12 protein-coding genes are annotated in these 12,241 nt (G+C 44.8%); 7 read left to right on the top strand and 5 right to left on the bottom strand.

Going from position 1 to position 12,241, the window contains the following annotated elements; all coding sequences use genetic code 11:
- Window positions 1–109: 109 nt before the first annotated feature.
- The 6 genes from VTAP4600_RS07300 to deoD all read left to right on the top strand — a co-directional run bounded on the left by VTAP4600_RS07300 (window position 110) and on the right by deoD (window position 6,375).
- Complete coding sequence (locus VTAP4600_RS07300; protein ID WP_102522190.1) at window positions 110–1,372, top strand: NupC/NupG family nucleoside CNT transporter; 1,263 nt, start codon at window positions 110–112, stop codon at window positions 1,370–1,372.
- A gap of 306 nt (window positions 1,373–1,678) precedes the next feature.
- Complete coding sequence (locus VTAP4600_RS07295; protein ID WP_102522189.1) at window positions 1,679–1,849, top strand: XapX domain-containing protein; 171 nt, start codon at window positions 1,679–1,681, stop codon at window positions 1,847–1,849.
- Window positions 1,850–2,117: 268 nt separating this feature from the next.
- A complete protein-coding gene (gene deoC, locus VTAP4600_RS07290) occupies window positions 2,118–2,894 on the top strand; it encodes a deoxyribose-phosphate aldolase (protein ID WP_102522188.1) in 777 nt (258 codons plus the stop codon).
- Between the two features lie 90 nt (window positions 2,895–2,984).
- A complete protein-coding gene (gene deoA, locus VTAP4600_RS07285; RefSeq protein ID WP_102522187.1) occupies window positions 2,985–4,331 on the top strand; it encodes a thymidine phosphorylase in 1,347 nt (448 codons plus the stop codon).
- A gap of 18 nt (window positions 4,332–4,349) precedes the next feature.
- Window positions 4,350–5,570, top strand: coding sequence for a phosphopentomutase (locus tag VTAP4600_RS07280; RefSeq protein ID WP_102522186.1), 1,221 nt, complete (start codon window positions 4,350–4,352; stop codon window positions 5,568–5,570).
- Window positions 5,571–5,661: 91 nt separating this feature from the next.
- Complete coding sequence (gene deoD / locus VTAP4600_RS07275) at window positions 5,662–6,375, top strand: purine-nucleoside phosphorylase (RefSeq protein ID WP_102522185.1); 714 nt, start codon at window positions 5,662–5,664, stop codon at window positions 6,373–6,375.
- A gap of 68 nt (window positions 6,376–6,443) precedes the next feature.
- Here the strand turns inward: deoD and VTAP4600_RS07270 are convergent, their stop codons facing one another.
- The 5 genes from VTAP4600_RS07270 to VTAP4600_RS07250 all read right to left on the bottom strand — a co-directional run bounded on the left by VTAP4600_RS07270 (window position 6,444) and on the right by VTAP4600_RS07250 (window position 11,136).
- The gene (locus VTAP4600_RS07270; protein ID WP_102522184.1) at window positions 6,444–7,175 is read right to left on the bottom strand and encodes a DsbA family protein; all 732 of its coding nucleotides are present in this window, start codon (window positions 7,173–7,175) and stop codon (window positions 6,444–6,446) included.
- A gap of 74 nt (window positions 7,176–7,249) precedes the next feature.
- Window positions 7,250–7,804, bottom strand: coding sequence for a protein disulfide oxidoreductase (locus tag VTAP4600_RS07265; protein ID WP_231897888.1), 555 nt, complete (start codon window positions 7,802–7,804; stop codon window positions 7,250–7,252).
- The gene (locus tag VTAP4600_RS07260; protein WP_231897887.1) at window positions 7,804–9,945 is read right to left on the bottom strand and encodes a protein-disulfide reductase DsbD family protein; all 2,142 of its coding nucleotides are present in this window, start codon (window positions 9,943–9,945) and stop codon (window positions 7,804–7,806) included. Before VTAP4600_RS07260 ends, VTAP4600_RS07265 begins: the two co-directional genes overlap by 1 nt.
- A 45-nt stretch (window positions 9,946–9,990) precedes the next feature.
- Window positions 9,991–10,377, bottom strand: a complete 387-nt coding sequence (locus tag VTAP4600_RS07255) for a hypothetical protein (RefSeq protein ID WP_145958559.1) — start codon at window positions 10,375–10,377, stop codon at window positions 9,991–9,993.
- A gap of 144 nt (window positions 10,378–10,521) precedes the next feature.
- Window positions 10,522–11,136 carry a YtjB family periplasmic protein gene (locus tag VTAP4600_RS07250; protein WP_102522181.1) on the bottom strand — a complete coding sequence of 205 codons (615 nt, stop codon included), beginning with the start codon at window positions 11,134–11,136 and terminating at the stop codon, window positions 10,522–10,524.
- A gap of 125 nt (window positions 11,137–11,261) precedes the next feature.
- Between VTAP4600_RS07250 and serB the strand changes: the two genes are divergently transcribed.
- The gene (gene serB, locus VTAP4600_RS07245; RefSeq protein WP_102522180.1) at window positions 11,262–12,221 is read left to right on the top strand and encodes a phosphoserine phosphatase; all 960 of its coding nucleotides are present in this window, start codon (window positions 11,262–11,264) and stop codon (window positions 12,219–12,221) included.
- The last annotated feature ends 20 nt before the right edge of the window (window positions 12,222–12,241 follow it).

Genomic DNA, 12,241 nt, shown 5'->3' with positions numbered 1-12,241 from the left:
GTGACTCTAGCATTACTTTCTTATGTCATTGGCGCTTATAATTAGCTCGGATTTAATAAACCCCATTTTGTAACACGCCAATCAATAACTAATAAGGAAGTCATAAACTATGAGCCTGTTTATGAGCCTCGTCGGCATGGTCGTACTGATTTTAATTGCAGTACTACTGTCAGACAACCGCAAAGCTATTAATATCAGAACAGTGGCTGGCGCTTTTGCCATCCAATTTTTACTCGGTGCATTCGTTCTTTATGTACCTTGGGGTCGCGACCTTCTAGCAGGTTTTTCTGCTGGTGTTGCTAACGTTATCGACTACGGTAAAGACGGTACTGGTTTCCTTTTCGGAAGCTTAGTTAACTTCTCTGTAGACGGCATCGGCTTCATTTTTGCTTTCCAAGTACTACCAACATTGATTTTCTTCTCTGCACTTATCTCTGTACTTTACTACATTGGTGCAATGCAGATCGTAATCAAAGTTCTTGGTGGTGGTCTTCAAAAAGCACTTGGCACTTCTCGCGCCGAATCAATGTCTGCAGCAGCTAACATTTTCGTAGGTCAAACTGAAGCACCTCTAGTGGTTCGTCCGTTTGTTCCTAAGATGACTCAGTCTGAGCTATTCGCTGTTATGTGTGGTGGCCTTGCATCTGTTGCTGGTGGTGTACTAGCAGGTTATGCATCTATGGGTGTTCCACTAGAGTACTTGGTTGCAGCGTCATTCATGGCGGCACCTGGTGGTCTACTGTTTGCTAAAATCATCAAGCCTGAAACCGATACTCCAGATGAAAATCTAGGTAACGATATCGACGGCGGCGACGACAAACCTGCTAACGTTATTGACGCAGCAGCAGGCGGCGCAGCAGTTGGTCTTCAACTTGCTCTAAACGTTGGTGCAATGCTACTAGCATTCATCGGCCTTATCGCTCTAATCAACGGCATCCTTGGTGGTGTTGGCGGTTGGGTTGGTATGCCTGAACTAACTCTAGAAATGCTTCTAGGTTGGATCTTCGCACCTCTTGCGTTTGTTATCGGTGTTCCATGGGAAGAAGCAACTATTGCTGGTACTTTCATTGGTCAAAAAACCGTTGTTAACGAATTCGTAGCTTACTTGAACTTTGTTCCTTACGTGGGTGATAACGCTCAAATCGTAGCGGAAACAGGTAAAGTAATGTCTGAGAAGACGCAAGCAATTATCTCGTTCGCTCTATGTGGTTTCGCAAACCTTTCTTCTATTGCGATTCTACTAGGTGGTCTAGGTGGTATTGCTCCTAACCGTCGTCACGACATCGCTAAGATGGGTGTGAAAGCGGTAGCAGCTGGTACTCTATCTAACCTGATGGCAGCGACAATTGCTGGCTTCTTCCTATCTTTCTAATTGAATAGTTAGAATTATATAGACGCCACTTTATAAAAAACCTCGTAGCAAGAAATTGCTGCGGGTTTTTTTTGTTTTAGGGATGTGAAGTGCTAAAAGCGAAGTACTAAAAGCGAAGTACTAAAAGCGAAGTATGAAAGCGAAGTTTAGAGCTTAGAATTTAGAGCTTAGGACTTAGAGTTTAGGACTTAGTACTTCGTACTTCGTGTTTTTTTGAGATACAAACCGTTTGCGCCTTACATGGCACTACAGTTTTTGAAGGAATCACTATACTGTATATAACTATGGAAACTAGGGTACTCCGTGATGAACGAAGTAATCATTGCAACACTCGCTGGGTTTGCTGTTGGCATCCTGTTTTCAGTCATCAAGTTGCCAATACCGGCACCGCCCGTTCTCTCTGGAGTGATGGGAATTGTCGGGGTGTACTTAGGTGGCATTACTTATCAATGGATTATTGAGAAGTTTTTTAGCTGAAACTTACTCTTACAGGATGTAGGACTAAGAGCCAAGACAAGAGTATATTACTCCTTGGCGATCGGCGTTATATACACGTTAGACACAGCGGTCAAAAGCTGCTGTGCCATAGGCCAAACTGGTACTGTGCGGTGACAGGGATAGCAATTAGACCTTCAGATAGGTCTGAGTCTTCAAGGAACCAAGTCCGTTCATGTTGTGACAAAGTTGATCCCAAATAGTTTGGGCTAAATTTTTTACTAATTGAATATACTGATCGGAGATAGAAATGAGCGATTTAAAAGCAGCTGCTCTACGTGCGCTAAAATTGATGGATTTAACAACGCTAAATGACAACGACACTGACGAAAAAGTGATCGCACTTTGTCATGATGCGAAAACAGCGGTAGGCAACACAGCTGCAATCTGCATTTACCCTCGCTTTATTCCTATTGCGAAGAAAACTCTACGCGAGCAAGGCACACCAGAAGTGCGCATTGCGACAGTAACAAACTTCCCACACGGTAACGATGATATTGCTATCGCAGTTGCTGAAACTAAAGCTGCCGTTGCTTACGGCGCTGATGAAGTTGACGTGGTATTCCCTTACCGTGCACTGATGGCGGGTAATGAGGAAGTTGGCTTTGAACTGGTTAAACAGTGTAAAGCGGCGTGTGGCGATATTTTACTGAAAGTAATTATCGAAACAGGCGAATTGAAAGAAGAAGCATTGATCAAGAAAGCATCTCAAATCTGTATTGAGGCCGGCGCCAACTTCATCAAAACTTCGACTGGTAAAGTGCCAGAAAACGCAACGCCAGAATACGCACGCATGATGCTTGAAGTGATTCGCGATATGGGTGTAGCTAAAACAGTTGGCTTTAAGCCTGCTGGTGGCGTTCGTACTGCTGAAGATGCGGCGCTATACCTATCAATGGCTGATGAGCTGTTAGGTGCGGATTGGGCTGATAACATGCACTACCGTTTTGGTGCTTCAAGCCTACTAACAAGCCTGCTAAATACATTAGAAGTTTCAGACCAAGTAGCGGATCCAGCCGCTTACTAATTTGAAACTTACAAGGTGGGGTTAACAAACCCCATTTTGTCTCTCATACCCTACAATTAATATTCAGCCGATCGAGCTGAGGAGTAGCTAATGTCTTTAACACAAACATTTTTACCTCAAGAAATAATCCGCAAAAAACGTGATGGTGAAGTACTCACAAAAGAAGAAATTGATTTCTTTATCCAAGGTGTTGCAAAAGACACGGTGTCAGAAGGCCAAATCGCCGCCTTCGCAATGACCATCTTTTTTAATGAAATGACCATGCCAGAACGAATAGCACTGACTTGTGCAATGCGTGATTCAGGTATGGTTATTGATTGGAGCCACATGAATTTTGATGGCCCAATTGTTGACAAACATTCAACCGGTGGTGTTGGTGACGTAACTTCTTTAATGCTTGGCCCTATGGTGGCAGCATGTGGTGGTTTCGTTCCTATGATCTCTGGTCGTGGTCTTGGTCACACTGGCGGGACGTTAGATAAGCTAGAGTCAATTCCAGGTTATAACATCACGCCAAATAACGATAAGTTTGGTGCCGTAACCAAAGACGCTGGAGTGGCTATTATTGGTCAAACTGGCGACTTAGCCCCTGCAGATAAGCGTGTCTACGCGACTCGTGACATTACGGCAACCGTTGATAATATTTCACTGATCACGGCGTCTATTTTGTCTAAGAAACTGGCTGCGGGTTTAGATTCACTCGTGATGGACGTAAAAGTGGGTTCTGGCGCGTTTATGCCAACCTACGAAGCTTCAGAAGAGTTAGCAAAATCTATCGTGGCTGTTGCCAACGGTGCTGGCACTAAAACGACCGCAATTTTAACCGATATGAACCAAGTATTGGCCTCATCTGCAGGTAACGCAGTAGAAGTACGAGAAGCGGTTCAATTCCTAACTGGCGAATACCGAAACCCTCGCTTGTTAGAGATTACTTTGGCTTCTTGTGCCGAAATGCTAGTACTTGGAAAACTGGCAACAGATTCAGAAGATGCTCGCGATAAGCTCATGACTGTTTTAGATAACGGCAAAGCGGCGGAGTGTTTTGGCAAAATGGTTGCAGGCCTTGGCGGCCCTGCTGATTTTGTCGCAAATTACGATAATTATTTGGATAAAGCTGAGATCATTAAACCGGTATTTGCGAAACAAAGTGGTATTGTTTCAGCAATGGATACGCGTGCTATTGGTATGGCCGTTGTTGGTATGGGCGGTGGACGCCGTGTTGCCACAGACCGTATCGACTACGCAGTAGGTTTTGATGGCTTTATTCGTTTAGGTGAAGTCGCAGATGCGAATAAACCGTTAGCAATAATTCATGCTCGCACAGAAGAGCAGTGGCAAGAAGCAGCAAACGCACTGCAAGAAGCAATGACTGTGGGCGACACCCCTTATAACCCAACTCCAGATGTTTACCGTCAGATCCGTGCGGAAGACGTATAAAGTTTGGTGGAGAGAACGATGAAAAGAACATTTATATTAGTATTAGATTCCTTTGGTATTGGCGCGACAGCCGATGCGGTTAAATTTGGTGATGTAGGTGCAGATACACTTGGGCACATTGCAGAGCACTGTGCTAAAGGTTTAGCGGATAACGCTGATCGTAGTGGGCCACTCACACTGCCTAACTTGTCAAAAATGGGGTTAGGTCTGGCTTCAAAAGAGTCGACCGGTAGCTTCCCAGCAGGGCTAGACGAGAATGCTGAGATTATTGGTGCTTATGGCCATGCAGCTGAAATCTCTTCAGGCAAAGATACCCCATCGGGCCACTGGGAAATTGCAGGTGTGCCAGTTCTATTTGATTGGGGCTACTTTACTGAGAAAACGAACAGTTTCCCTCAAGAGCTGCTTGATCGTATCGTGAAACGTGCAAATCTACCGGGTTACCTAGGTAACTGTCATGCATCAGGAACACAAGTTCTTGATGATCTTGCCGAAGAGCACATGGCTTCTGGCAAGCCAATTTTTTATACTTCGGCTGATTCAGTATTCCAAATCGCCTGTCATGAAGAAACGTACGGTTTGCAAAATCTATTAGATCTTTGTCAGATTGTTCGTGAAGAATTAGAAGATTACAACATTGGCCGCGTTATCGCTCGTCCATTTGTTGGCAACAAAGTGGGTGAGTTTGCTCGTACCGGTAACCGTCGAGATCTCTCTGTTGAGCCGCCAGCAAAAACTGTGCTGTCTAAACTGGTTGAAGAGAAAAACGGTGAAGTGGTTTCTATCGGTAAGATTTCTGATATTTATGCGGGTTGTGGTATTACTCAGAAATTTAAAGCGACCGGTATTCCTGCGCTGTTTGAATCGACTTTAGAACAAATTAAAGTTGCAGGCGACAACACCATCGTTTTCACTAACTTTGTTGATTTCGATTCAGCTTATGGTCACCGTCGTGATGTAGCTGGTTACGCTGCGGCGCTTGAGTATTTCGATACGCGTTTGCCTGAAGTGTTAGAGTTGATGGAAGAAGAAGACGTATTAATTATGACCGCCGATCACGGTTGTGATCCGACTTGGCCGGGCAGCGATCATACTCGTGAGCACATCCCAGTCTTGGTTTACGGTAAGCAAGTACCTGCGGGTTCACTTGGCCTACGTGATACGTTTGCGGATATTGGCCAGAGTTTAGCAAGCTACTTTGGTACATCTGACATGGAATACGGCAAAAGCTTCCTATAAATTAGGTACGAAATCCTAAGTACTAAGCGCTAAGTGGCTTAGTACTTAGCTCCTCGAATTTAGAATTTTATTTTCAACAAGGACAACTTCAATGGCTACTCCACATATTAACGCTGAAATGGGTGACTTTGCTGACGTCGTACTGATGCCGGGTGACCCATTACGTGCCAAATATATTGCTGAAACGTTTTTAGACGACGCAGTTCAGGTATGTGATGTTCGCAGCATGTACGGTTACACGGGTACCTACAAAGGCCGTAAGATCTCTGTTATGGGACATGGTATGGGCATTCCATCTTGTTCTATTTATGCGACAGAGCTTATCAAAGACTTTGGCGTCAAGAAGATCATCCGTGTGGGCAGTTGTGGTGCAGTCAATGAAGACATCAAAGTTCGCGATGTCGTGATTGGTATGGGCGCGTGTACGGACTCAAAAGTAAACCGTATTCGCTTTAAAGATCATGATTTTGCGGCGATTGCAGATTACGAGATGGTGCGCAATGCTGAAGAAGCAGCTAAAGCTCGTGGCATTAACGTCAAAGTGGGTAATTTGTTCTCTGCTGAGCTTTTTTATACGCCAGATCCAGAAATGTTTGAAGTGATGGATAAATACGGCATCGTAGGTGTTGAAATGGAAGCGGCCGGAATCTACGGCGTTGCGGCGGAATACGGCGCGAAAGCACTCGCGATTTGCACGGTATCTGATCACATTAAAACAGGCGAACAAACCACGTCAGAAGAACGTGCAACGACGTTTAATGAAATGATGGAAATTGCGTTAGATTCAGTGTTACTTGGTGACTAATTAAGTCAACCTATCTGAACTCTTCATTATTAAAAAGCCGAGCCCGTTAAAGGGGCTCGGCTTTTTTATTACTGCGGAAACTCTTTAGCTAAGACAGGCTTAAGCTGCTCATAAGGCATGTAACCTGCGAGAACTTGATCATTAATTAACATGGCAGGGGTGCCTCGTAATCCAAGATCTTGAAATACTTGATAGTTTTTTTCTACCGCTTGCTTTAGTGCTTTGTCTTCGACAAGAAGCGATTGAGTATTCGTTGCTTTCGCCACTTTATTAATTGACTCTGAATTGTGCATACTGCGATTGGCGAACAGTAGTTTGTCAACTTTGGCGTAATCATTCGGTGATTGTTGCCACACGTTTAATGCGTATTGCGCAGCGCTGATAGATTGCTGCTGACTCATCATATGTTTAATGGGCACGTATACGTTGATCACTTTAATGTCACTTCGCTCTTTTACTAATTGTTCCAGTGCACTTTCCAGTTTTTTACAGTAAGGACAGTTATGATCAGTAAAGTTGATGATGACATGCTTAGCATCAGGGTTACCATAAAATGGATGAATCGGGTTGTTAAAAAGCCAGTCACGATGCTGGGCTAAGTTGTTCTCAAACTGATTTTGGCTACTGACATAGTTAGTTAAGCTTTGGTGTAGTTGTTCAATCAGTTGCGGTTCGCTTTTTAAGATCACCTCAATTTCACGAAGCTGGGTTTGTTGTGTGCTAGAAAGCGGTGATGCCAGTAACGAACTTGACTGGCTAAGTAGAAAGATCAAGGCGCTGGTACGAATCATTATTTTCATTGTCTTTTCCTATTTCTCTGTCTCTTCGAAAATCAGCCAGAGCTAAATTATTATCGAGTCGAGTTTGGTAACGATCACATAAATAGAGAGCGGAACCAAATCGATACGGCGGCTGTAACACCGGTGGCGATACTTTTGATTTCACCTTGTTCTATGACAACGACAGTGGGTGTCACACTAATATTCCAGTCTCGGCTTAACTGACCATTTTGGTCATTGAGTACCGCAAACTGGTATTCTTTTGCTGTCATAAATCGTTGCACACGCTCGTCACTGCCTGATGAAAGTGCAACACTAAAAATATGTTTGGATTGCTCCGTATTGTTTTGAGCTATGAACTCAATGACGGGGCTAACAAACTTACATGCGCCGCACCACGTTGCCCAAAAGTACACAATTACGGGTTTGTCTTTGCTTAACTGAGCCACATTGACAGGCTGGCCGTCTAACGTGTGGCCGACGATACTCGGCGCCACACCAGATGGCATATCACGGGTAAAGAACCAATTTGCGGCGGTTGAGATCAGCGTCATTACAATGAGCATTGATGTGATTTCTTTTATCCAGCCCTTGAGTCCTTTCTTTGGTTTTTGACTAGGTAAATTATTTTTTTCATTCGCGTAATACATCACTCACCTCGATTCTGCGTGGAAGAAGAGTCAAGATCGGCTGCATGAATAGCCGAGACAACGTCTTCACTGTTTAAGATGACGGGTAGAGGAATACCTTGTGCCGAAGATGGCCCATAGACGATGTTAAATGGCACGCCATACCTTTGGTGGCTTTGCAGGAATTTCGTTACAGAATCACTCGGTGTCGTCCAGTCTCCTTTCATTAACACAATATTTTGATCCCCGAGAGCTGAATAGACGGGATCTTGCAAAATCACACCGATTTTGTTGGCTTTACATGTGATACACCAGTCTGCGGTGACATCCACAAAAACGGTTTTCCCTTGTGCGACAAGAGTCGGGATTTCGTCTGCATTTAGCGGCTGCCAGTTTAGATCATCGACAATTGGCGTTGACCAATGTTTTGCGGTAACGCTGCCCACGACCAACCCAGCACCGAGAAAGAACGCGATGCTTGCTAGTATCAGGAGCAAGGCTTTTGTCCCGTGCTTGATACGCACCCAAATAATTAAGGCAAGCAGTACTAAAGCAATGAGTAAGAGCATGGCAGCTTGGCCTATAAAAGGGCTTAGTAAGCTGGCAAGCCACAGACTGGTTGCCAACATGAGCACGGCAAACACCATTTTCACTCTAAACATCCACGCGCCGGGTTTTGGAAGCAAGGTGATCAGTTTCGGTCTGATCGCCAGTAGTATCCACGGGCCACTCATACCGAGTCCTAGTGCCAGAAAGATCAGCCATAACTCGGTATAGGATGCGCCAAGGGCATACGCCACTGCTGTGCCAAGGAACGGAGCACTGCATGGGGTCGCTAACAAGGTTGCAAATGCGCCTTGCACGTAATGACCCAAATATGAGTTGTCCCCTTGCCTTGCTAGCCAAGTATTCAGCTTAGATGGCAGCTGTAGTTCAAAAAAACCGAAAAGGTTAGCCGCAAACGCGAGGGTCACAACAAACATAAATCCGATGAACCAGCCATTTTGGAATTGTATTCCCCACCCAATGGCTTGACCGCCAAGTTTTAAGGCACTGATGCCTACCGCGAGTAACGCAAAGGAAGAGACAATGCCCAGAGCAGACGCAATAAAGGAGCGCCTTACGTGAGCAAGAGGTAAATTCTGTGCGCTCACGATGCTATTCAATTTCATCCCTAAAACAGGTAGTACACAGGGCATTAAGTTAAGAATTAAGCCACCAAGGAGCGCAAATCCCAGCATGACGAATAAGCTATGCTCTGTTGTTGTCGTTATATTCGATTGAAATGGTACGGCGCTTATGTCGGTGTTAAGTTCGACCGCAAGCGTGTCATCTGCCACGGTGAGCGTTATCGGTTTATTAGTCAGGTCGGCTTCCCCTAACCAGTTACTGACTTTAAAGGTTGCAGTTAAGGTTTGCTCTTCTAGGTGTATGGTTGGTTGTTCGAAGTATTCGTCAGTTATGGCCTTTCCATCAACGAACAGTCTTGGGGATTGCCATTGACCTGATTGACTTAATTCAACTGTCAGTGTTTGGTTAGCTTGATCCCAATAAGTGCCTTCGATGGACACTTGTTGGGTCTGTTTAGGCGTATTGCTCATGCCTTGACTATAGAGGAACATGGCTTCTTGATTTAAGCGCAGTTCCTGTGGAGTAAAAGGAAGCTTGATAGGGTAATCCGTTATCACGCATATGGTTGTGCAGGAGGCCATTCGTAACGAGGCGTCTAAGACAGCAGGCTTGGTCTCATCTTCTAACGTGATGGTAATAGGAAAAGCGACTTGCGATTGGTAGCCTAATGTCGTTACCCCTAACAACTCATAGTAGTTGGGCGCGGGCCAATGCCACTGCAAGTCGGCAATGTTACTTGAGTTTGACCAGTCTAAAGTAGGCGCAACGCCGCCTTCACCTGGGCTACGCCAGTATGTCTTCCATTCAGGTTCAAGTTGAACTTCAAGCACGGCTTCTATTTGACGTGCAGAAGGATCTTGTGCGCCAGTTAGCATAAATCTGAGCGAGGCCGGCGGGTGATTCGGATCGGTGATCCAGCCTGTACTTTGTACGGTTTGTGACGCGTTCACTGCGAAGCTTGCCAGTAAGCAAAGTGTGAGCAGATACCACGATTTAATCACGGCAAGACGTAATTTAATTTTTTTTAACACGATTTTTCTCCAGTAATAAAAATATAGAACGGTAATACCGTGTTTTTATTCCTGAAAAACGCAATGAGTAAGGTGGAGGCGAGCTTTGGGGGGGCGAAGAGGCTCTGGTTGATCGTGCAGCGTACGGGGTTGTAGAAGCGTAGATAAGAGAATAGTGAAGGCAAACAACAAGAACACTAAATTGCCGTCAGTATGGCTTTGATTCAGTAATTGCTTGGATTTTTCACATACCCCGGAATCATCGTTGTCTGCCGTAGCTTGGACAAAGTTAGCCTTCGAGTCCACGGGCTGAGATAAGGAAGCTAAGTCTGATGAAACGACAGGCGTGACGTTGCCGTAGCCATTGATTGTATTGGCTAAACAGCTTACTAGAAGCCATCCAACTAACAATAACGACCAGATAACGCGACGAGTTTCGTTACGTCTTAGCAAGGTTGCCTCAGTTTGATCTGTGATGGAATGAATCAGAGTAAAGAAGAGTAAGCCGCGTTGCAATACGAGTTTGGTCAGGGAAATGTAAATAAAGGTGACCTTAGCCACCTTTATTTGATGTTTATGCGAATAAAAGCTCGGTGATTATCCGTTCACGTTCTTAAGGAGAAGGTTTTCACCGGTACGACTTTTTCGAACTTGGCGGCGCATGAGGAAACTGATCAGCACACCACTGAAAAAGCTAATAAGAATCATGAGATACATCATGCGATCACTGTTTCGATAGTGGTGATCGGAAATGGCGGTGACGCGTCCTTTCTCAAATGTAATTCTTACAAAACCAATTTGGTTTCCATCATGATCGATAGGTTCTACAAGTTGCTGCCGTCCGATATTGGCTGTACCTAAAGGGGTATCTAGGCCTAAAGTGGCGCGAACAGGTTGAGCGTTTTGACTAGAAGCAAGCTTGACACCTTCGGCATCATAAATGGTTGCATCAAATACGAGAGGGTCTTTGGACAGTTGTTCAGTTAATTGCAACAGCCGCTCTTGTTCCTCGTTAACCAGCATGTTGCTGGCAGAGAGTGCGGCTTGGGAGACCAAGATGTTAGTCAGAGTTTCCAACTGGCGAGTCTGGATTTGTTCATTTCCTTTACTGATCACGACGCTGTTTTGGATCATCAAGACGAACAGGACTGCCAACACGGCCATGGCCAGTAGTCGTAAAAAAGAACGAAATGAAAATAATGATGTACTCATAAAATTCCCTAGTCGTGTCTAAATAGGTCTATTTAGAACGTTAAAGCATATTGTAGCTTGCCTTTCTAAATTGCAATAGGGTAACGTTCCTGTATTGTAATTATGAATCAATACTCACGGACGAAATGATGACATTTTCATTTAACAAACGGATTCCTCTTCTTAATAGATTTCCAGAAGTACTCCATGCCACTCAGCTAGACAAAAGCAAAGCGAATTGGATCATTTTTGGTTCTTATATTTCAACACAGCAACTGGAAGATCTCGATTTTTTAACGGGTCAATATAATGCGGTGCTATCAGTGTGGCAAGCTGGCCCCTATGAAGTGGCCTTGATGGCGGGTAATCTTACGGCACAGCATGAAGAAATCCTACAAGCGCTCAAACTAGACTATGCCAGCCTTACTGATCTGCCGGACTTATCCAAGCCAGGTCTCATTGTTATGGACATGGATTCCACAGCAATTCAAATCGAGTGTATCGATGAAATTGCCAAATTGGCCGGTGTGGGCGAGATGGTAGCAGAAGTCACTGAACGGGCCATGCAAGGTGAATTGGACTTTGAGGAAAGTTTACGCCAGCGTGTTGGCGCCTTGAAGGGCGCGGATGAATCCATTTTAGAGCAAGTTCGTTGTGGATTACCGTTTATGCCGGAACTCGAAGCTCTGGTTGAAACATTGCAGCGGTATGGTTGGAAAACGGCGATTGCATCGGGTGGCTTTACCTACTTTTCTGACTACCTGAAAGATACCTTAGATCTTGATCATGCACAGTCGAATACCTTAGAGATCCTTGATGGCAAACTTACAGGTCAAGTATTAGGGGATATTGTTAGCGCTCAAACGAAAGCTGAGATTTTGCAGCAGTTGGCCGAGCAATATGATATTGAACCGCACAATACAGTGGCCGTTGGAGATGGTGCGAACGATCTCGTGATGATGGCGAGTGCGGGTTTAGGCGTTGCTTATCACGCTAAACCTAAGGTCGAACAGGTGGCGCAAACAGCCGTACGATATGCCGGATTAGGCGGGGTATTGTGTATTTTAAGTGCTGGGCTGGTGAAGCAACGTAAAGTGAACTGGTAGTGCTAAGTTTTTGATATTTT

The organism is Vibrio tapetis subsp. tapetis (assembly GCF_900233005.1).
Lineage (GTDB): Bacteria > Pseudomonadota > Gammaproteobacteria > Enterobacterales > Vibrionaceae > Vibrio > Vibrio tapetis.
Note: the sequence above shows the minus strand (reverse complement) of the source record. Positions and strands in the feature narration are given on the sequence as shown.

Excerpts from the sequence above, each read along its gene's own strand:
- VTAP4600_RS07300 (WP_102522190.1), top strand. The coding sequence starts at position 110 with ATGAGCCTGTTTATGAGCCTCGTCGGCATGGTCGTACTGATTTTAATT.
- VTAP4600_RS07295 (WP_102522189.1), top strand. The coding sequence starts at position 1,679 with ATGAACGAAGTAATCATTGCAACACTCGCTGGGTTTGCTGTTGGCATC.
- deoC (WP_102522188.1), top strand. The coding sequence starts at position 2,118 with ATGAGCGATTTAAAAGCAGCTGCTCTACGTGCGCTAAAATTGATGGAT.
- deoA (WP_102522187.1), top strand. The coding sequence starts at position 2,985 with ATGTCTTTAACACAAACATTTTTACCTCAAGAAATAATCCGCAAAAAA.
- VTAP4600_RS07280 (WP_102522186.1), top strand. The coding sequence starts at position 4,350 with ATGAAAAGAACATTTATATTAGTATTAGATTCCTTTGGTATTGGCGCG.
- deoD (WP_102522185.1), top strand. The coding sequence starts at position 5,662 with ATGGCTACTCCACATATTAACGCTGAAATGGGTGACTTTGCTGACGTC.
- VTAP4600_RS07270 (WP_102522184.1), bottom strand. The coding sequence starts at position 7,175 with ATGAAAATAATGATTCGTACCAGCGCCTTGATCTTTCTACTTAGCCAG.
- VTAP4600_RS07265 (WP_231897888.1), bottom strand. The coding sequence starts at position 7,804 with ATGTATTACGCGAATGAAAAAAATAATTTACCTAGTCAAAAACCAAAG.
- VTAP4600_RS07250 (WP_102522181.1), bottom strand. The coding sequence starts at position 11,136 with ATGAGTACATCATTATTTTCATTTCGTTCTTTTTTACGACTACTGGCC.
- serB (WP_102522180.1), top strand. The coding sequence starts at position 11,262 with ATGATGACATTTTCATTTAACAAACGGATTCCTCTTCTTAATAGATTT.